We start from the raw sequence: 20,502 nt of genomic DNA, 5'->3' as shown, positions 1-20,502 counted from the left end.
GCGGACGTGGACGAACAATCCAAATCGTCGGACCGGCACGACCCCAACAACCGCGCGCAGGCCGCCGCGGACGCCGTGTACGACCGGCATCTCCAGCGAGCGTTCTGGCTGCCGGGGACGCGCGCCGCCGCGGTCGCATGGCCGATCGGGCGGTTGCAGGCCCAGTTCGGATCCTGGCACTACTGGTGGCACGCGCATCTGGTCGACCTCCTCGTCGACGCCGCGATCCATCGCCCCGCGTTCGGTACCACCGCCGACGTCAACCGGTTGCTGCGCGGCATCCGGATCCGCAACGGCGGCCGCTGGACCAACGACTATTACGACGACATGGCCTGGCTCGGACTCGCCATCGAACGCGCTGACCGTCATCTACACCTCGACCATGCGGGCGGACTTCGTACCCTTGCCGACCAGATGCTCGACGCCTGGGTACCCGAGGATGGCGGCGGAATCCCCTGGCGCAAGGCCGATCAGTTCTTCAACGCGCCGGCCAACGGTCCCGCCGCGATCCTTCTGGCGCGCACCGGTCACGTCGACCGCGCGGTGGCGATGTGTGACTGGATGGGCGCCAACCTCATCGACCCCGACACCGATCTGGTCATCGACGGTCTCAAGAAGCAGCCCGACGGGACTCTGACGGCCGAGACCGGGACATACACCTACTGCCAAGGGGTGGTGCTGGGCGCCGAACTCGAGGCGCTGCGGTCCACGGGCGGCGCCAGACACCTCGACCGACTCACCCGACTACTCGGCGCCGTCGAGCACCACTGCTGCACCGACGGGGTCATCAACGGCGGCGGCGGCGGGGACGGCGGCCTGTTCCATGGCATCCTCGCCCGCTACCTCGCGCTCATCGCCACCGATTTGCCCCCGGTCGAGGGTTCGGATGACCTCCGCGCCCGTGCAGCACGAATCGTGACCAGAAGTGCCGACGCCGCATGGAAGAACCGGACCGAGGTCGGGGATCGTCCGATCTTCGGCAGCGACTGGCGTAAGCGGGCGGTCGTACCCACCGACTCGGGCACGAAAGCCCAGTTCGTAGCTGGTGCGGTCAATCCGTCGGACATCCCCGAACGCGATCTGTCGGTCCAGCTCTCGGCGTGGATGGTGTTCGAGGCGGCGGCGGCGATCGAGGTGGCGAAGCCGGAACGTGACCTGCCGTGAGTGGAGCATGTCCAAAAAGTGGCCACCTGGTTAGCCATCCGATACCAGAACTGAGTTATCCTTCAGAAAATGCGTGAAGTGACCTGGAACACATCGACATCCGCCTCGGCGGGCGTCGACCGGGCCCTCGCGACCGACACGAAGGGGTGTCGGTGTCCACCCCGGCCATCTCGATCCGTGCAGCAACACGCGGTGTGACACCTGACCCCAGGCAGGGTGATGCACCATGACGTATCAGTTGGACCCCGCGCAGGCACGTGCTCACCGCATTCCCACGGCACGCCCACGCCCCACCGGTACGCCGCATTTCGGCACCCTCCCCCTCGGCGACCCGACCGGCGGCGCCGACGGTATGCGCTGGCGCGAGCAGGTCGACGGCAAGCAGCTCTATCCCCGCGTCGCCATCGACCGCAGCGTGTCGATGACGATGAGCGACGGTGTCGTCCTCCGGGCGACCGTGATCCGACCGGCCAACCGCTTCGGTCAGACAGTCCTCACGCCGTATCCGGCAATCATCAACATCAACCCCTACAACCGCGCCGCGATCGACTTCATCGACCAGACCCTCCACGCGCCGGTGCTCGGCAAGGCCTTGCACACCGCCTCACGGTCCATCGACGGGACCGGAACGGCCCTCGAAGGCCTCACGACGCTGACCCAGACCCTCTCCGGTGGCGTCTTCGACGTCTTCGGCATCAACCGCAACCTGGTGCGCAGCGGTTACGTTCAGGTCATCGTCGACGTCCGTGGAACAGGCGCCAGTCTCGGCAAATGGCAGATCCTCGGTCCTCGCGAGCAGCAGGACTCGGTGGAGGTCATCGACTGGGTGACCGAGCAGGAATGGTGCGACGGCACCGTGGGGATGGCCGGCTGGTCGTATTCGGCCATCAACTCGCTACAGGCCGCGGACAAGCGCCCGGACGCCCTGAAGGCCGTCTTCGCCGTCGAGGGCTGCGACGACCTGGTGCGCGACATCTACATCACCGGCGGCATGCCGTCGGCGTTCATCCCGGTGTGGTTGTCGGCGGTCAACATGCTCAAGTGGGTTCCGAACCCCGCGAACGTGATTCGCGACATCGTGCACGGCGACGCGTTGCGCTGGGCCAAGGACCGGGTCAAGTCACCGGCCACCGAGATCCCGTCGTTGCTGTGGGGATTCCTCACCGCGCGCGATCCGCGAATCTTCGACGACCCGTACTTCGACGACCGCGATCCGGTGATCGACCGCATCACAGCACCCACCTTCACCGTCGGGGCCTGGCATGATCTGTTCGGCCGCAGCGCAACCGGGGTGTACGAGCGGTTGCAGATGGAACCGGGACGCAAGCAGATGATCGTCGGCGACGGTTATCACCTCGACGTCGGCTCGGGCTACGGCGGCAAGTTCGCACCGCCGCGTCTCGACGTCCTCGAGCGCGCATGGTTCGACCGTTGGCTCAAGGGACACCGCAACGGTGTCGAGTACTACGGTCCCGTCACCATGCTGCAGCAGGGCGGCGCCTGGACCGCGGGCAGCAGCTTCCCGCGCGCCGGGGTGGCTCCCACCCGGCTCTACCTGAGCGCCGAATCGTCGTCGACAGCCGAGCACACGGTGCACGATGGATCACTCGGTCCGGTACCGTCGCAGGACTATTCGTCGTTGCATGTCCGCCCCGATGCGCGCGGCCTGCGATCGCGCGACATGACCCAGGTGACCGCGGGCGCGACCATGGTGCTCGGTGCCGACTTCGCCAAGGACGCCCGCCATCAGGAACACGGCGCGTTGTCGTTCACGACCGAACCGGTCGTGGAGGCCACCCCGATCAGCGGCGCCATGAACCTACGCCTCAACGTCGCAACCGCAGCCCACGAGGCGATCTGGGCCGTGACCGTCAATGATGTTGCGCCCGACGGAACTTCGACGGTGCTGACCAACGGCGCCCTCTCCGCCTCCAATCGGGCACTCGACCGCAGCAAGTCGACCTACGCCGACGATGGCAGCCTGCTCTCGGCACACCACTACTTGTCGCGCAAGCGCAAACTGCCGGTGCCGGCCGACGAACCGATCCGCATCGACGTCGACCTCGTCCCCACCGACGCTGTCCTGCAGCCCGGCCACCGGTTGCGCGTCGACGTCTACGCCGCCAGCCTGCCGCGCTACCTGACCCTGGTGCCCGATCTCATCAAGGCACGCGGACGCCGTCATCAGTGTCTCGTCCTCGACCCCGACCACCCCAGTCATCTCACCCTCCTGGCGGGTGACGGGCTGCGCTGAGGTCGTTCGCGGGACGAGCCGAGGGGCAGCCCAACTGGCATAGTGGCTGCCATGCACACGGATCGGGGACCGACGTGAGACTCGGCATGCTGTATTCACTGTCGGGCAATCAGGCTGAGATGGAGCAGTCGATCCTGGACGGGGCGATGCTCGCCGTCCACCAGATCAACTCGCGCGGTGGCGTTCTCGGCTCGGACGTCCAGGTCGCGATCTACGACGACCAGTCCGAGGTGTCGTCGACCGCCCGCGGGGTGGACCACCTGTGCGCCGCCGAGAACGTCGACGCCATCGTCGGTGGGTACACCTCGGCGGCCCGCCTGGCGCTGACCCCGGCCATCCACGCGAACGCGTCGTTGTTGATGTATCCCACCTACTTCGAGGGCGAAGAGACCGACTCGCGCATTTTCTACTGCGGTGCCGCGCCCAACCAGTACGTCGCCGACTATCTCGAGTGGATCGCCGGCACCCTCGGCAGGCGCGTGTACATCGTCGGCTCGGACTACATCTATCCGCGGGTCCTGGCCGAAGCCATCCGCCGACTCGCCGGGAGCCTCGGGATCGAGATCGTCGGCGACCGTTATGCACCCCTCGGCGAGACCAGGTTTGAATCGATCATCCACGACATCGAACGCGTGCGACCCGACGTGGTGGTCTGCAATCTCGTCGGCGCCGACTCGACGACAGCGTTCTACACCCAGTACCACCTCGGCGGATTGACCCCGGACACGATGCCGATTGCGGCGACCGTCACCACCGAACTGGACCTGGCCCACATGCCGTCCGCGGTCAGCGACGGTCACTACATGATCGCTACCTACTTCTCCGAGCTGTCGTCGCCGGTGAACGACACGTTCCGGCGTGAGCTGGCCGACATTCGAGGCCAGCGCTGGAGTCACGCCGCCCAGGTCGGGGCCTTCAATGCGGTGCACGCGCTCGCGCTGGCCGCCGAGCAGGCCCAGTCGCTTGACGTCGACGCCCTGTCTCGCGCCCTGATCGGCATCCGCTTCGAGGACAATCCCGAAGGTGCGCCGTTCTACTTCCGCGCCAACCACTACAGTTCGCATCCGTCCTATGTCGGTCGTGCCGCGGGTGGCAGGTACGAGGTCATCGCCGACTTCGCCGCCCGCCAGCCCGATCCGTGGTGGTCAGGAAATCGGCAGCCGGCCCCGGTCCCCCCGTCCGCGGGACGTCTCGCCGACGCATAGGGCGAGGTAGTAGTCGGTGCGATCGACCATCGACTGCAGCCCGCGTCCGGTCAGCTTCTCGATGCGCGACAGGCGATATCGCAGCGTGTTGATGTGGATGCCCAGCTCGTTGGCCGTCGCGCCGGAGTGGCAATCGAGCGCGAAGAACGTGCTGAGGGTCGACACGTAGCTCGTGCCCTTCTCCCTGTCATAGGTGAGGACGGGATCGAGCAACGAACGGCGCAGCTCCGCCGACCGTTCCGGGTCACCGGCCAGCAATGTCGCGGCGAGCGGCACCGGAAGCGCGACCGCGGCCGGCGACTCCTCGTCGGCGCGCGAGTTCCGCTCGGCCATCTGCCGCGCGTTGATGAGCCCCCTGGTCAGGTCGTCGCTGCTCCGGATGACGTAGGAGCTGCCGCCGACGGCGAGCTCGGCGTATCGGGCGACGAAGACATCGGTGAACACCTGCAGATGTGTGTCGAAGTCGCGTCCCGTCGGTGGCACCGAGTCCTTCTCCGTGCCCGTCTTGATCAGCGCGTAGACCACCGAGTCATGTGCTGCCGCAACGGTTGCCAACCCGGCGCAGGCACCCAGGTCGTGCAGGGCGTCGACAACCCGCGCCGACGAGGTGTCGCTGTGCGGACCGATCATCACCGCCACCGAGTGGACGCGATCACCTGGCCGGTAACCGAAGGACCCCACCCACGAATCCATCGCCGATGACGGGATCCGTGCCTCGATCAGCTCGCGGACGAGGGCCCCCTCCAACGGCCTGCGCATCGTCCGGTTCACCCGCAGCAGGTACGCGTCGGCGTCGGTGTCGTTCGCGAGTTTGCGGACCCGGGTCGATTCGAGCGGGCGGCGACGCGGGTTCGAGAGCACAAGCGCCGCACCAGACCTCGGCAGCGTGATGTGCAGAGCCGCCGCGGTCCCGGGAATCGCATGCAGGACTGCCGGAGTCAACGCGGTGGTCTTCCTCAGGAGATCGGCGTCGAGGGTCGCCGACGATGCGGTGAGGACCGCGCCGTCGAGCACCACTGCCCCACTGACGCCAGACGCGCGGTGGAATGCGACGAGGGACGTGAGAATCGATGCCACCGGACCGGATTCGTCGACGCTGTCGTCGACGACGGAATGCGGCGCGACGACCATCTCGACGTCGCGGAACGTCTTCGTCCTGGGCAGCATGTAGATCGGCACACCGTGACTCACGCAGGCCGACACGAACTCGGCGGACAGGTTGTCGTCGTCGGTGTCCACCACCACGGCGGCCGCTGCGCACTGCCGCAGGGTCGCCGCGAACACCTCCGGCGCTCCCGCCGCTGGCCATCCCGTCGACCCCATGTGCACGATGTCGCCCGCACCGACGTCCGCGGGTTCGATCCGGCCGACCTCGCAGGTACCGGACACCTCCACGTGTCGCGTCCGCCCGGCGGCCCCCGGCGTGACCGACAGCAGACCCACGCCGATGACGACGTCTCCCACGGTCGCCATCCGATCGCCTCCTCGCCGCCGCCGGTGTTCGTCGATTATCGACGCTCGCAGTCGTTCTCACCACCCGACCGCGCGTCACCGTCGGTGTTTCCGTTGTGTGACATCACGTTTCCGGTCCGTGTCCGACATGTGCGCGTTACGCGCCGAGAACGACGGTTTGTGCAGGTCGCGTGGTCGTGGCCGGTCCGTCGCGTGCGAACGTCCAGTCCTGCGCGCCGCACCACTGGCTGGTGAGCCAATTGTTCGACGGCGCCGCGCCGGGTTTCGTGATGAGCGTCCCGAGACCGCTGAGCCACGAGGAAGTACCCATGACGAAAGCCATCAGCCGGACCGACAAGGTCCGCACCGCCGTCGACATCGGTGGGACGTTCACCGACGTCTTCATCCAGCAGTCCGACGGCACGATCGTCACGGCCAAGTATCCCACCCAGAGCAATCCCATCGAGGGCGTGCTGGCCGGTATGGAGCAGGCCGGCGTCGCGTGGGAGGATGTCGAATTCTTCTCGCACGGAACGACGATCGCGACGAACGCGCTCATCACGAGGAAGTTCCCTAAGGTCGCGCTGGTGACGACCGAGGGGTTCCGGGACGTGATCGAGATCCGGCGCGGCGACCGTGAGTCCTGGGACCCGTACCAGGAGGTCGCCCTGCCGGTGGTCCCACGTCGCCACCGCCTGACCGTTCCCGAACGGATCGGTTACGACGGCACCGTCCTCGAGCCGCTCGACGAGGACTCCGCGCGCGAAGTCGCCAGGGTCCTACGCCGACGCGAGATCGAGACGGTGGCAGTGTGTTTCGTGAACTCCTTCACCAACCCCGCACACGAGAACCGGATGGCCGAGATCCTCGCCGAGGAACTACCGGGGGTGTCGATCACGACGTCCAGCGATGTCCTGCCGGAGATCTTCGAATACGAGCGGTTCTCGACGACAGTCGCCAATGCGGCCCTGGTCCCGATCATCGGCCCCTACGCCCGGACACTCGAGGGCCGGCTCGCCGATGCCGGATACGACAACGACGTCCTGCTGCTCCATTCGGGCGGCGGGGTCATGACACCGACCATGGCCGAGAAGTACGGCGCCCGCCTGGCCGCCTCCGGCATCGCGGCGGGAGCCATCGCGAGTCGCCACATCGCCCGCACGTGCGGGTTCGAGAATTCGATCGGGTTCGACATGGGCGGGACCTCCACCGACGTCTCACTCACCGACAACGGCGTGCTGGCGACGACGAACATGTGGAGTGTCGCGTTCGGCCACCCGATCTGTTTCCCCAGCATCGAGGTGCTGACCATCGGCGCGGGTGGCGGTTCGATCGCGTGGCTCGACGACGCCGGTTCACTACGCAACGGTCCGCAGTCCGCGGGGTCCGACCCCGGACCGGCCTGTTACGGCGCGTCGGGGGATCTGGCGACCAACACCGACGCCAACCTCATCCTGGGCACCGTCGGCAAGAAGCTGGCCGGCGGCGTGAAGGAACTCGACGAGTCGATGGCGCGGGCTGCCCTGGAGAAGATCTCGGCACCACTGGGTCTCGACGTCGAGACGGCGGCACAGTCGATCATCAAGGTCGCCAACGCCAACATGGCCGACGCGATCCGTCTCATCTCCATCCGCAAGGGTCACGATCCGCGGGACTTCGCGCTGGTCGGTTTCGGCGGAGCCGGGCCCCTGCACGCCGCCTATCTCGCCAAGGACCTGGGCATCCCCACCGTCATCATCCCGCCGCACCCGGGGGTCACCTCGGCGATGGGATGCATGTTGGTCGACATCCAGCACGACATCACCCGGATGTACCTCGCCGACGCCGCCGGCGCCGACCTCGATCATCTGAACGCCACCTTCGCCGAGTTGCAGGAGGAAGGGCGCGCACGTCTGTCGGCCGAGCACGTCGACCTCGACGACATGCTCTTCGAGTACCACCTCGACATGCGCTATGAGGGACAGTGGCGAGCGATCGCGGTGCCGGTGTCGATGCCGCTGACGAGTCTGGAGGAAGTCGTCGCGACCTTCCACGCGACGCATCTCAAGGAACACAACTTCGCGGCGGAAGACACCGGCGTCGAGATCTACCGGATCTCGTTGCGCGCCATCGGACTCACGCCACGGATGGATGTGACGCCCGCCGACCTGATCGATCCGGCGACCTTCGCACCGGAGCCCCTCGAGGTGCGGGAAGTGCTGTTCCCCGACGAGGTCGCCCGACTGACCACGCCGGTGTACGACCGCGCCGGCCTGCCGCCCGGAGCCGTACTCACCGGACCGTGCATCGTCGACCAGCTCGATTCGACGACCGTCGTCCCGCCGCGGACCTCCGCGCGGGTCGACGAGTGGGGCAACCTCCTGATCACCGCCGCCGAGTGATCTCCCATCGACTCTGACAGAACAGGAAAACCACACCATGGCAACAACACTCGACCCGGTCACCTTCGAGGTGCTGAAGAACGCCTTCATCAACACCGTCGACCAGATGGCCGAACAGATCCTGCGCACCTGCTACTCGTTCGTCATCTACTCACGGGACTTCTCCTCGGCACTCTGCGACACCGAGGGCAACACCGTCATGCAGGGCACCGGCGACATCGCCGCCCACGTCGGAACCCTGCACTACACCGCCAAGGCGGTCATCCGGCAGTTCGAGGGCGACATCCATCCCGGCGACGTCTTCGTGATCAACGACGTCTACGAGGGCGGGAGCCATTTCAACGACACCCGCATCATCCGGCCCATCTACTACCAGGGCGAGCTCCTCGGCTACGCCCAGGCCAACGGTCACTGGGCCGACGTCGGCGGCGCCACTCCCGGATCGTTCAACGTCAAAGCACTCGATCACATGGGTGAGGGACTGCGGATCCCGCCGACCCGGCTGTGGAGCAAGGACCAGTTCCTCGAGGACGTCGCCTACCTCATCGCGAAAAACACCCGCAACCCGCGCGACATCATCGGCGACATGCAGGCCCAGGCCGAGGCGACCCGCGTCGCCGAGCGTGAGATCCAGCGTCTGTGCGACAAGTACGGCGTCGAGACCATCAAGACCGCGATGGCCGAGGTGCAGGACTACGTCGAGGATCTCACCCGCGCCAAGATCGCCGAGCTTCCCGACGGGGTCTGGTACACCGAGGACTACATCGACCAGGACCCGGCGCGCGGCGAGGGCCTCATCCCGATCAAGACGCGGATGACCATCTCCGGAGACACCGTGCACTACGACCTCAGCGAGTCGCACGCGTCGATCTCGTCGATGCTCAACGCGGGATTCGGCGGGTCGTTTGCCGGCATCGTCGCCGGCACCAAGATGCAATTCCCGGACATCCCACTGAATTCCGGGTTCTACCGCGTCGTCACAGCGGACCTCGGGCCCCTCGGGTCGGTGGTCAATGCCGACTGGCCCTCACCGTGTGCCGGCTTCTGCTCGGGCCCGTTCGAGAAGATCATGAGTTCGGTATTCGAGATCTGGTCGGACATCCAACCCGAGCGCGCAATGGCCTGCACGTTCAACCTGGAGTACCTCCTGGTGGGCGGTCGCGATCAACGCGGGGAAGGCAATCCGAATTTCATGTGGTACGACTGGATGATGGGCGGCTGGGGCGCCCGCAACGGCGCCGACGGCTACAACGCATCCGCGGCCGTCTTCGGAGTCCAGTACGGCACACAGCCTTTCGAAGGACAAGAACGTCTCGCCCCGGTTCTGACGTCCTGCCACGACCTGGTGCCCGACTCCGGCGGTCCCGGCAAGTTCCGCGGCGGCCTCGGCGCCGAGAAGGGCGGAAAGCTTTGGGCCAGCGACAACACCGTCATGTCCTACTGCTGCGATCGCGAACGGTCGGTCACCTGGGGACTGTGGGGCGGTCTGCCGTCGATCCCCCACGGCGTCTGGCTCAACAAGGGCACCGACGACGAGCAATACCTCGGTTCGATCTTCGCCGCGGTCCCCATCAAATCCGGAGACGAATTCACCCGCCCGTCGGCCGGCGGCGGCGGCCTAGGCGACCCGCTCCAGCGTGACGTCGACGCGGTGATGGAGGACGTCATCGACGGTTACGTCTCGATCACCCGCGCGGAGAAGGACTACGGCGTGGTCATCAAGGAGATCGATCCCGAGATCTTCGCCTACGAAGTCGATCTCGAAGCCACCATCGGTGCGCGCGAGTACATCCGCAGCAATCGGCATGCATGGATCGAACGTGACCCGCAAGCGGTCTCCGACGAATACCGCTCCGGTCTGATCAACGAGATGGACTGCGTCCGCCAGTACGGCGTGATCCTCGACTGGGGCAGCGGTGCGGTGCTCACCAACACGACGTCCCAGTTCCGGCAGATGTTGCAGCGACGCACCGTCATCCACTGGACCGACGACCCCACCGTCGACTTCGTCCCGGGCACGTTGACGGTGTCGGAGCCGGCGACCGTCTGACGCCCCCGGCTCCGGGAACCCATTCGCACGACACCCAGCGGCGGGTGGTGGCATCGACGCCATCCACCCGCCGCTGGCTTCGCATCTGACCACCACTCGAAACACCAAGGAAAGCAATGACTCTCGACATCTCATCCTCCAGGGCGGGCGGGATTCCGCCCCTGGACGTCACCTACACCGACGATCCCCAGGTCCTGGCACGCGCCGCCGCCGAGGACTACTCCATGCACATCGTGCCCAACTCGTGGCGGACGTCGCGTTCGTCGGTGTCGATGGCCTGGTTCGGCCTGATGAGCGCGATGTTCTTCGTCGTCGTCGGCGCCACCGTCTCCCTCTCCGTGGGCGCCACCGACGCCCTCATCGGCATCGGACTCTCGGTGGTGGCCTACGGTGCCATCAACTCCGTCGCCGCCAAGTTCGCCAACCAGACCGGAACCAGCGTTTCGCTGTTCTCCCGCGTCGTGTTCGGCCGCGCCGGATCCGCCTTCGCCGCAGCCCTGTTCGGGATCACCATCGCGTACTACGTGGTCGCCGAAGGTGCGATCGTCGCGTCCGCCCTGCACGCCTACTTCGGTGGTCTCCCGATCGCGTTCTGGGCGTTCGTGGTCGTCGCCTACCAGGCGCCGCTGGCGTGGCGCGGTGTCGCCACCTGGCTCGACCGGCTCAACGGGGTCCTGCTGCCGCTCTACGTCGTCGGACTGGTCGGCTCGGTGGTGTGGGCGATCGCCGAATACGGTTACAGCAATGAGTGGCTCACCTATGAGCCGGAAACCGCGGCCGATCTCGGGGTGCCCGGCTGGTGGTATGCCTTCGTCATCTACATGGGCGTGTGGGTCGTCACCATGATGGCCTGGGACTACGCCCGATTCGGCCGCCCGCAGGATGCCGGCTTCAATGCCCGCGTGTCCTTCGGCACCCCGTTCTATGTCGTCACGCTCCTCGTCAACGCGGCAGTCGGGATGTTCCTCGCCCAGACCATCACCATTGCCGGACCGCTCTCGGAGGAGTCGGCCATCCTCGGGATCGTCGGCATGATGGGGATCTGGGGTCTGCTGTGGGTCGTCGTCAGCCAGACACGGGTCAACAGCGGCAACTTCTACCTGGCGTCCACCAATTTCCAGAACTTCTTCGCCCGGACCGTCAAATTCTCGATGCCCCGGACGTTCTGGGTCGGAGTCGTCGCCGTGATCGTCTACCTGATGATGCTGACCAACGTGCTGTCCTGGATCACCACTTCTCTGCAGTACCAGGGTGTCCTCATCGTGGGGTGGGTCGCCATCGCACTGACGCACATCGGCTGGATGCGTCTGCGCCGGATTCCGGCCGATTCGCTGGAGTTCCGTCCAGGTCGCGTCCCGACGGTGAACCCGGCAGGAGTGGGCGCGTGGGCGGTCGCCTCGGTGATCGGCATCGCACTCGTCCTGTTCGGCGGCACCTTCGGGGCCGTGTGGGCGTCACCTATCGCCTTCGTCGTGGCCGGTCTCATCTACGCGGTGGCACTGGCGTTCCGCCGCGAGGGCTGGTTCACGATGGTGCGTCCGCACGATCCACGCGACGAGGTCGACGACATGTGGGAGGCACGCATCCGGTGCCATCGCTGCGAGGACAGTTACATCGCCTACGAGATGGATCGCGACCCATCCGCCGGTCATGCGCCCATCTGTTTGGCCTGCGCCTCCGACGATCTCGAGTTCCAGCGCGCCGCTGATCGGGAGGCTGCGGGGCAGTAGTTACGCGCCGCGGCGCGGTTGGACGGATTCACCACCACATCGGTGGTGGATCCGTTCGTGCGTGGTGGATCGCGGAGCCACCGCGTCACCGGTCGTCGCCGGGGTGACGTACGCACGGAGAAGTAGATGACACCGTCACGTTCTCGCTCCCGCTGGAAAACTCGGTGTGATGGATCCCGACGGCGAAACCTCGGGCGTCCTCGACCGCCAGATCTCGAGGATCGCTCGTCGGCGACTGCTGCCGCGGGGAAAAGCCCCGGGTCGTCAGATGTTCGATGCCGCGACGGAGGGCGTCAACCCGAGCGGCGGAAGGATCTCGAAGCAACTGGTCTTCGCGATACCGCCAAGGCGGTCCCGCCGGCATCAGCGTGTCGGGACTCGTGGCACACCCACTCTGCTGGAAGCGCATCGAGGAAGCCGGGGGCATCGGCGTCAACTCGTACTCTGGATCGACGGCAGCCATGTTGCCGCTCACCGTCTGCCACACCTGCATCTTCGACATTGACAGTGCACCGATGTCATCGGGGTCTTCGACGCAAGCAACCACCGCGAATATGACGACAGCTGCCGAGGATGCGACCGCGAATCGACGCAGCAGCCCCCGCCTCGTGAACATCGCACGCATCGTCATCACCGCGGAAAGTCGGGTCCGGGTGCGAGGATCACGGGTGGCTCGGGTGCCGGACCGACCGGGACGTGATCCGGGGCCCGGTAAACGTAGTCACTGGGGTCTTCGCCTCTGATGACCTTCACCATGTTCTCGAACGCTCCTGACAACGGGTCGTTCCAATAGTTGCCGTGTCCCTGAGGCCCCCACACGACCTCACCGTCGCCGTAGAAACCGGTGTCGAGACGTCGCACCCCCGACGTGGTGTCGGGATCGCCACCGTGCTGGGTGCCGCCCAGACTCTGGGAGAAATGGACCGGGTCCCCGGGAGCGGTAAGCGAGTAGCGTTGCACTTCTGGGTTCGGATTGTTCCACGGACCGTCCAGCACGCCGGTGCCTGCCGACGACGCGTAGATCACCCGATCGGCGTCGAGGCCGAGTTGCTCCGCCGTGCCGACCACCGAACCGCCGTAGGAATGCCCGATGTAGGTCGTCGCCGCATCGGGTGCGACCGAAGCCAGCGCGCGGTCGAGTTCACGCCCGAATTCGACCAGCCCAGGTGCCATCTGAGTTGCGGGCGTGGTGTCGAATGCATCGTCGTCGCCGCTGAGATCGGGATAGAGCTCCTGCGGGAGATCGCCGTTCATGTACAAGATCACCGGTCCACCCGTCGCGCGTGCCAGGTTGAAGGCGGCCCGCTGATTGGTCGAGCTACCGTCCAGGTTGGTACCGGTACCGGGAACGTACACGGCCACATTGGGAATGCCAGGACCGATAGCGCCGATGACTTCGATCATCCGACCGTGTGGAGTGTTGTCGAACGCGAGGTACGTCCGCTCGACCTCTCGACCCGTCACTGGGTCCGTCGTGGGCGCAAGCATCTCGACCAGTCGGTCGATCCGTGCCTGATTCGACGGCTGCTTCTGCCGTTCGTCGATCAGCGCGTTGCGGACGTTCGTCTCGTTCGCGTCGATTCGCACAGCGAACGGCACTCCGTTCATGTTCCCGATCGCCTGCGGGTCGGCCTGGGCCAGCCGGCGCAACTGCTCCGGCGTCAGACCCGACAGCAACATCACGCGCTGGTCTGGGGTGAGGCCGCTCAGGTGGGTCACCAGATCGTCGAGGTCGCGCGGACCGAGACCGGGTACATGGATGTCAGACTGCCCGTTCACCATCGACGCAAGGTCGGTGGCAAGGTTCTCGAGTCGCGTTCCGTAGGTCTCGTCGAGTTCGTCGACCGTCGACAGGCCTGTGTCGATCGCATTCTGGATGGTCCGGACTTCTTCGGCCTTGTCCTCGTCCGGATGCGAGACTGTACCGTCGCCACCGACCGCGAACCCCCGAGCCACCGCCGAATCCACCTCGCGCAGTACATGCTCCCGCGCAAAACCGAGATCTCTTGCCGCGTCCCCCGCCTCGTCCGCGATCTGGTTCAGCACATTACGGACTTCGCCGCCGTGGTCACGTTCTTGATCGATTCTGGTGTTCGCGGCGTCTCGCGTCAGACCGAACCAGGAGCCCGCACCGTCGAGGGAGCGCACCACGGAATCGAGCGCACCGTCGAGGACCGAGGCATTTGCCGCGGCGACACCGCCCGCAGAACCCAACGCGCCGGTGTCCCAGGTACGCAACTGCGAGATGGTGGGGCGCATCAGCGTTCGACGAGACCGCGGATCCGGTCGGCCGCGACTCCGTCGGTCTCCTGCGCGCGCGAGTTGAAAGACGTCAGCGCGTCAGCCAATGCGGTCAATCGAATGCCCACGGAATCGGTGCACTGCTGCCCCGGCCCGTCGACACTCCTCGCCGCAGCGAGTGTCCGGCTACCCGCCCCCGTCACCGATGTGAATGCGGAGAAGTCCAGATCGCTTACCGCGGTGCCCTCAGTACGCCAGGTGGTGGCGATGTCCGACACCTCTGACGGCAGGATGCCGAAGCGAGCGGACGGAGTCGGCGATTCGCCGGGAGGCGCCGGTGCCGGCCCCGGCTCGGCCGGCATGGGATGCCGCGGAGGTGTCGTCGTCGGCGCCGATGGTGTCGGTGCGGCCGGCGTCGTAGGCACCGCAGGTGTCGTCGGTGTCGTCATGTGTCTGTGCCCCGTTCACAGTGCGCGTCGAATCCGCGCTCGGACGTCGACGTCACCATACCGGTTCGCGCCCGCGGCCCGGGGAGCGTGACGGGGCATATGTCGTCTGTCCGGAGGAGGGCACTCTCAGCTCACCCCCGAGTCGGCGAGCACGACGCGATACACGAACGCCGCCTCGGGCCCCAGTACGAGCCCGACGAGTTCGATGAGCGTCAGCACGAATCCGCGCCCGTGCGCCGGACCGGTCGTGCCGTCGAGGTGGTGGGCGAGCTCGTGCAGGACCACGAGCTCGCGCAACGCCCAACGCCCCTCTCGCGCCGACGGTATGGCGATCTCTGCCGCCACCTGACCGCCATCGTGGACGCGAACTCTCGCGGCGTAGTGCGCGGAACGCTGACCGCGGCGTTCGCGGACCGCCACCGGCTGCGCGGCCCGGGGAAAACCCGACCGCACCGCGGGCAGATCGAGCACTCGGTGCACATAGTCGTCCACCGCCTCGATGGACGCGAACCTCGCCTCCGCCGGCAGCGTGATCTCGGTGCCGGCTAGCTGGACCGTCCGCGACGACGAGACGTTGTCGAAGAGCCGGTGCACGAGGTGCTCGGCCTCATAGAATCGGGCCCGCCCCGTGTCCCGGTCACTCACCGCATCGCCGATGATGAGAACGGGCCGGCGCCGAGCGGGCCGAAGCTCTTCCCCGGCGCCGGGAGCGAAGCGAGCGGGCCGAAGCTCTTCCCCGGCGCCGGGAGCGAAGCGAGCGGGCCGAAGCTCTTCCCGGCGCCGGGAGCGAAGCGAGCGGGCCGAAGCTCATCCCGGAGCCGATGGGAGTGTTCATGCGTCGTCCTGACGTCGATGCGATCCGCGAGCGCGCGCTGCAACTGCCCGGCGCCTCCCTGATCCTGCGCATCGTCGTCGACATCGCCCGGGGAAACATCACCGACCGGTCGATGACGCTGGCCGCGCAGGCCTTCACGTCGATCCTCCCGATCGTGATCCTGGTGCTCAACCTCCCGGGCACCGACGTCGTCGACGACGCCCTGACCGATCTGGGTATCCCGATCAGCAGGCTCGACTCGACCTGGGTCGCCAACCCGACCTCGGCCACGACCTTCGGGATCATCGGTGCGCTGATGACCATCGCCGGCGCCACCTCTCTGTCACGTGCCCTCGGCCGAATGTATGTGTCGATCTGGGACGTCGCCAAACTGCCGTTGCGGACGTTCTGGCGCTGGGTGGTCGTGGTCTTCCTCATCCCCGTCGCGGTCACCGCGCAAGGACTGTCCACCGGGTTGCAGGCCACCTCCCTGTTCGGTGTGCGCATCGGGGACCGCGGCATCCTCGGGATCGCGCTCCTTCTGATCGTGACCCTGCTGATCTGGTCGGCCACGTTCACCGCCATCCCCCGCCTGCTGGTGTCGTCGCAGGTGCCGATCAAACTGCTCGTCCTGAACGGAGTCGGCACCGGTCTCCTCATCACCGTGTTGCTCGCCGGCAGCCGCGTGGGCCTGCCCGCACTCGCCGCGGGCACCATCCGCAGTTACGGCACCCTCGGCATCGTCTTCGTCGCCATCAGCTGGTTGTTCGTCTTCGCGCTGATCCTCGTCGTCACCGCCATCGTCGTGCACGCCGCGGCGACCGACGAGGGCCGCGTCGGCCGGTGGGTGCGGCGATGGGCCGGCACTCCGACACCGTTCGTCCCGACGCCATCGGTGGCCTGGTACGACCGGCCGGCTTCGGACCCCGTCGAGCAGAGAATCCAGAAAGGCAAGGACTAACCCTCGAGAGCGCCTCGCGCACCGCCGAATTCGCGATCGGCTCCGATCTTCGCCCGACGACCCGCATGGTCCCCCGCCCGACGCGCCGCCTCGGAGTAGCCCGCCGAGGCGCTCGACGGCCGCCAGGTACCGCGAGCACTCGACTCCGTCCGATAGAAGTCGGTGACCTCGAGTTCCTTGTTGCGCAACGCTATCGCGGTGCCGCTCGACCGCTGTCCGGCGTCCGGGTCGGCGGCGAGCGCCTCGTTCCGGGCGGCATCACGTGCCTCCGTGAGCCGCTTCCCGATGCGCTCGGCGAATGCCGACTGGAAGTTGAGCCGGGCGGTGATCGGTGACAGCGGCTTCTCCTCGATCACCCGTCGGGCACGCCACCCGCTCCCCCGGGTGACGACCCGCGCGAACGTCTCGCCTTTGTACGCACCCGACCGAAGGTAGGCGTCACTGGCACCGACCATCTGCACGATCAGCGACGTGTACAGGGCTTCGCAGGCGTCGATGTCGGCCTCGTACCCGTAGGCGAGCACGAAGGTCGAGTTGCTCGCGACGTCCACGGTCACGTCGTTGGCCATCGAGATCGCGACGAAGAGCTGCACGTAGGTGCGCAGTCCGCGCTTGCCGGGTTCGCCGATGGCGATCTGCCGGCTGATGGGCGTGACCTTCTTGCGCGCCGCCGGATCATGGGCGCGGGCCACGGCCAGGTCGATCGCCGATGCCGTCGCGAGCCGCTGGGCGGCTTGCATGAACGTCTCGGCCTCGTGCTCGTTGTCGGTGTTCTCCGCCTGGCGGAGGAGGGCCGAGATCCGGGTGAGCAGCTTGTCGTCGCGCATAGAACTCAGACTATCCAGCGGCCCGATCGGTTCCATCGAGCCGCGAATCGGGCCCAGAATCACTCCGGGACGACGTCTCCGCGAGGCGCAACAGCAGGGAGAAGACCGCGAGCACGACCCCGGCCCACAGTGCGGCGGCACCCCAGTGACGTTCGGCGAACCCGCCGCACACCGCTCCGAGCACGAACACCGGCCACATCCAGAACACCGCGAGCCACGCCCACGGCCGGTCGGTGCCCAGCGATGCGACGAGCTGGTGCGCCGCCTTCACAAGCGTCCCGGTGACGTAGGTGAGCCCGCCCGGCACCGTCGACGTATGCGAGAGCGCCGAGTTGATCGCGCCCGCGGCGGCCGCCACGACGATCATCCCGGCGGTCGTCGACGCGGTGAGCGCCACCACGGTGCCCGCAGCCAGCGTTGCGTTCACCGCGACGAGAACCTCCACCGGTGCACGGCGGCCGCCCCACCGGCTGATCGCGCCTCCGCCGACCGCGCCTCCGAAGAACGCGCAGACCAGGCCCGCGACGACGCCGAAGGTCTCCCATCGGCCCGAGGCCACCGATGCCCCGATGATGGTCGAGTTGCCGGACATGAACGCCACGAAGCTGCCCTTGAGCACGAAGAACGCGATCGCGTCGATCAGCCCGGAGAGGAACAGCAGGACCACCGCGATCAGGATGTCGAAATGTCTCCCTCGTGAGCCCGCCATGGGCACGAATCTAGCGTTGCCCGGGCCGCGGGTCAGCGCGGCCGGCCACCGATGGTGGCCGGCTCATGCGCGGGAACGCCTCGATGACGGTCGGCGCCTCAGTGGCTCTCGCAGGCGATGCCGTCCTTGTCTCGGTCGCTCTCCGAGTTGGCCTCGTACAGCTCGTCGTCGACGGTGAAGGTGGTCACGGGAGTGCTCGACGTCGAGTCGACGGCCCCGGTCTTGCCGACGCCGTGCGGGTAGTCCGCGCGCAGAGCCGTGCAGTTGGCGTAGTCGGTGGCCGCCGAGGCGGGTGCCGCCACCATCAGCGGGGCGAGCGTCATCGATGCCGCAGCAAGGAATCCGAGAACCATCTTTCGTGAGCACCGCATCGTGCGTGACCTTCTTCTACGTGTCCCCCGACACCGGAATGTGACGGACTCACGCTACTCGGGCCGGACGTCGACGACGGTGCTGAAACGCAAGATTGGTCCGACCGAGGGACACTCGTCCCTCGGTCGGACCGGATACGGGACGGTCAGCGACGCGGTTGTTCCTTCAGCAGGACGTTACCCAGCGGAATGCCGCCGAGGATGTACGTCGTACCGAAGTAGCCGTTCTTGGTGCGTCGGTACTCGACCCGCTGATACCACTGCACTGGCGGATCTGCGGTCAGCGAGACAACGCCCCCGCTCTTGGTGTGCTCGATCTGCTGGCGCGACAGGTTCCACGGCCCGACCCCGTAGGCGTCGATGTACATCCCGTTGCCGATGACCCGCACGTTCGACTCTGGGGTCGGAACAAACCCGTAGATGAGTTGCTGATGTTTGTAGTTGCCCGGCTTGATCTTCGCGTCGGAATCACCCGCTCCGACAGACAATCCGAACACTGCTGTTCCGGCGATCAACGCCCCCGCTATCAATCTTTTCACGACGGCAGACGCTAGCACCGGCGGCGTCGGGCCACCGAGATCTGTCCACAGGGTCCGGCGAACCCGCCTACAACCCGAACTGCGCCTGCATCCCGCGCAGGGTCTCCGCTGACGCCAAAAGGCCCGCGCGCTCGGACTCCGACAGCGGGACGTCGAGACGGGACCGGGCTCCGCCTCGGTCGACGACCGTCGGCATCGACAGGCACACATCCTCGAACCCATCGAATCCGGAGGCCATCGTCGACACGGGCAGCACCCGATGTTCGTTGTCGAGCACGGCCTCGACGATGCGGGTCGCCGCGAGCCCGATGGCGTAGTTGGTGGCGCCCTTGCCCTCGATGATCGTGTACGCGGCGTGCACCACCTCGTGCTGGATGCGTTCGCGCGCAACTGCATCCAATGCCGGTCGGCCGGGAAGCGGCGTCCAGGACGTGAGCGGCACCCCGCCGATCGTCGCCGAACTCCACAGCGGGATCTCGGTGTCACCGTGTTCGCCCGCGATGTAGGAGTGCACGCTCTGGACCGCGACCCCGCAGTGCTGTGCGATGAGGAATCGCAGTCGCGACGAATCGAGCACGGTGCCGGAGCCGAACACCCGATTCGGTGGCAGGCCGCTGATCTTCATCGCCGCGTAGGTGACGACGTCGACCGGGTTGGTCACCATGAGGTAGATCGCATCCGGGGCGACATCCAGTACGCCGGGCAGGATCGCTCGGGTCAAACCGATTGTGGCCTCGGCCAGCTCGAGCCGGGACTGCCCGGGCTTCTGCTTGGCGCCGGCGGTGAAGACGACGACGTCGGCGTCGGCGCACACCGACACGTCGTCGGATCCGATGATGTCCGCGCGTGGGACGAACTCGAGTCCGTGGGACATGTCGAGGACCTCGGCGGTGACCTTCGCGGTGTTGACGTCGAGGAGCGCGATGGTCCGCGCGACGCCCCTGATGAGCGAGGAGTAGGCGATCGCGGTACCCACCGCGCCCGCTCCGATGATGGCCAGTTTCGTGTCTCGTACGTCCATCGGTTCACCGTTCCGCCGTCGGTCCATCGGTCGTCGCCCACCACCCTAGGTGCTCGACACGACCCCTGTCCTGGTCGCGAGGCCACCGCTGTTCATCGCCACCGCTGTGTTCATCGCCACCGCCGATGTTGATAGGTTGACCGGGCGAGAACGGTCGCACCTGCAGATGCGGGTGCCAGGGAACCTGGTGGGAATCCAGGACTGGCGCGCAGCGGTATGGGGGACGGCTCCGACACAGAAGCCACTGGGGCAACCCGGGAAGGCGTCGGGACCGGTCGAACCCGAGTCCGAATACCTGCCGATCTCGCTCGAGTCCATCGTGTATCTCGCGCAC

The 20,502-nt window shown here is 66.8% G+C and carries 17 protein-coding genes and 1 riboswitch; of the genes, 7 read left to right on the top strand and 10 right to left on the bottom strand.

Going from position 1 to position 20,502, the window contains the following annotated elements:
• The first annotated feature begins 6 nt into the window (after nucleotides 1-6).
• The 3 genes from MAY35_RS12010 (at nucleotide 7) to MAY35_RS12000 (ending at nucleotide 4,623) form a co-directional block, all read left to right on the top strand.
• Nucleotides 7-1,164, top strand: coding sequence for a glycoside hydrolase family 76 protein (locus MAY35_RS12010; protein WP_238421518.1), 1,158 nt, complete (start codon nucleotides 7-9; stop codon nucleotides 1,162-1,164).
• Nucleotides 1,165-1,390: 226 nt separating this feature from the next.
• Entirely contained in the window at nucleotides 1,391-3,418 is a 2,028-nt protein-coding gene (locus MAY35_RS12005) for a CocE/NonD family hydrolase (RefSeq protein ID WP_238421517.1), read from the top strand.
• 86 nt (nucleotides 3,419-3,504) lie between these two features.
• The gene (locus MAY35_RS12000; protein WP_238421516.1) at nucleotides 3,505-4,623 is read left to right on the top strand and encodes a transporter substrate-binding protein; all 1,119 of its coding nucleotides are present in this window, start codon (nucleotides 3,505-3,507) and stop codon (nucleotides 4,621-4,623) included.
• On the opposite strand, the gene MAY35_RS11995 is transcribed toward MAY35_RS12000, so the two are convergent.
• Both MAY35_RS11995 and MAY35_RS11990 read right to left on the bottom strand, forming a co-directional pair.
• Nucleotides 4,564-6,096 (bottom strand): CdaR family transcriptional regulator, encoded by a 1,533-nt coding sequence (locus MAY35_RS11995; protein ID WP_238421515.1) that lies wholly within the window; start codon nucleotides 6,094-6,096, stop codon nucleotides 4,564-4,566. The two genes, MAY35_RS12000 and MAY35_RS11995, sit on opposite strands and share 60 nt — an antisense overlap.
• 136 nt (nucleotides 6,097-6,232) lie before the next feature.
• Nucleotides 6,233-6,406, bottom strand: coding sequence for a hypothetical protein (locus MAY35_RS11990; protein WP_238421514.1), 174 nt, complete (start codon nucleotides 6,404-6,406; stop codon nucleotides 6,233-6,235).
• Between MAY35_RS11990 and MAY35_RS11985 the strand changes: the two genes are divergently transcribed.
• The 3 genes from MAY35_RS11985 (at nucleotide 6,405) to MAY35_RS11975 (ending at nucleotide 12,236) form a co-directional block, all read left to right on the top strand.
• On the top strand, nucleotides 6,405-8,456 hold the full coding sequence (locus MAY35_RS11985; protein WP_238421513.1) for a hydantoinase/oxoprolinase family protein: 2,052 nt from the start codon (nucleotides 6,405-6,407) through the stop codon (nucleotides 8,454-8,456). The two genes, MAY35_RS11990 and MAY35_RS11985, sit on opposite strands and share 2 nt — an antisense overlap.
• A 37-nt stretch (nucleotides 8,457-8,493) precedes the next feature.
• On the top strand, nucleotides 8,494-10,506 hold the full coding sequence (locus tag MAY35_RS11980; RefSeq protein ID WP_238421512.1) for a hydantoinase B/oxoprolinase family protein: 2,013 nt from the start codon (nucleotides 8,494-8,496) through the stop codon (nucleotides 10,504-10,506).
• A 116-nt stretch (nucleotides 10,507-10,622) separates the two neighbouring features.
• On the top strand, nucleotides 10,623-12,236 hold the full coding sequence (locus MAY35_RS11975) for a cytosine permease (protein ID WP_238421511.1): 1,614 nt from the start codon (nucleotides 10,623-10,625) through the stop codon (nucleotides 12,234-12,236).
• A 630-nt stretch (nucleotides 12,237-12,866) separates the two neighbouring features.
• Here MAY35_RS11975 and MAY35_RS11970 read toward each other — a convergent pair.
• From MAY35_RS11970 to MAY35_RS11960, 3 genes are all read right to left on the bottom strand, one after another.
• Entirely contained in the window at nucleotides 12,867-14,495 is a 1,629-nt protein-coding gene (locus tag MAY35_RS11970) for a WXG100 family type VII secretion target (RefSeq protein WP_238421510.1), read from the bottom strand.
• A 228-nt stretch (nucleotides 14,496-14,723) separates the two neighbouring features.
• On the bottom strand, nucleotides 14,724-14,945 hold the full coding sequence (locus MAY35_RS11965) for a hypothetical protein (RefSeq protein ID WP_238421509.1): 222 nt from the start codon (nucleotides 14,943-14,945) through the stop codon (nucleotides 14,724-14,726).
• A gap of 107 nt (nucleotides 14,946-15,052) precedes the next feature.
• Entirely contained in the window at nucleotides 15,053-15,571 is a 519-nt protein-coding gene (locus tag MAY35_RS11960; RefSeq protein WP_238421508.1) for a TIGR04338 family metallohydrolase, read from the bottom strand.
• Nucleotides 15,572-15,759: 188 nt separating this feature from the next.
• Here MAY35_RS11960 and MAY35_RS11955 point away from each other — a divergent pair, with 188 nt between their 5' ends.
• On the top strand, nucleotides 15,760-16,701 hold the full coding sequence (locus MAY35_RS11955) for a YhjD/YihY/BrkB family envelope integrity protein (RefSeq protein WP_238421507.1): 942 nt from the start codon (nucleotides 15,760-15,762) through the stop codon (nucleotides 16,699-16,701).
• On the opposite strand, the gene MAY35_RS11950 is transcribed toward MAY35_RS11955, so the two are convergent.
• The 5 genes from MAY35_RS11950 to MAY35_RS11930 all read right to left on the bottom strand — a co-directional run bounded on the left by MAY35_RS11950 (nucleotide 16,698) and on the right by MAY35_RS11930 (nucleotide 20,168).
• Nucleotides 16,698-17,528: a DUF2786 domain-containing protein gene (locus tag MAY35_RS11950; protein WP_238421506.1), complete on the bottom strand. Its 831-nt coding sequence runs from the start codon at nucleotides 17,526-17,528 to the stop codon at nucleotides 16,698-16,700. The genes MAY35_RS11955 and MAY35_RS11950 overlap by 4 nt on opposite strands.
• Nucleotides 17,529-17,538: 10 nt before the next feature.
• The gene (locus MAY35_RS11945) at nucleotides 17,539-18,237 is read right to left on the bottom strand and encodes a YoaK family protein (RefSeq protein ID WP_238421505.1); all 699 of its coding nucleotides are present in this window, start codon (nucleotides 18,235-18,237) and stop codon (nucleotides 17,539-17,541) included.
• Between the two features lie 98 nt (nucleotides 18,238-18,335).
• Entirely contained in the window at nucleotides 18,336-18,608 is a 273-nt protein-coding gene (locus MAY35_RS11940; RefSeq protein WP_238421504.1) for an excalibur calcium-binding domain-containing protein, read from the bottom strand.
• Nucleotides 18,609-18,754: 146 nt separating this feature from the next.
• Entirely contained in the window at nucleotides 18,755-19,147 is a 393-nt protein-coding gene (locus tag MAY35_RS11935) for a hypothetical protein (RefSeq protein ID WP_238421503.1), read from the bottom strand.
• A 67-nt stretch (nucleotides 19,148-19,214) separates the two neighbouring features.
• Nucleotides 19,215-20,168, bottom strand: coding sequence for an L-lactate dehydrogenase (locus MAY35_RS11930; protein ID WP_238421502.1), 954 nt, complete (start codon nucleotides 20,166-20,168; stop codon nucleotides 19,215-19,217).
• Between the two features lie 134 nt (nucleotides 20,169-20,302).
• Nucleotides 20,303-20,486, top strand: a riboswitch (cobalamin riboswitch).
• Nucleotides 20,487-20,502: the final 16 nt, after the last annotated feature.

The organism is Gordonia sp. 'Campus' (genome assembly GCF_022206305.1).
GTDB lineage: Bacteria > Actinomycetota > Actinomycetes > Mycobacteriales > Mycobacteriaceae > Gordonia.
The sequence above is the reverse complement of the archived record's forward strand: the minus strand, read 5'-3'. Positions and strand labels throughout refer to the sequence as shown.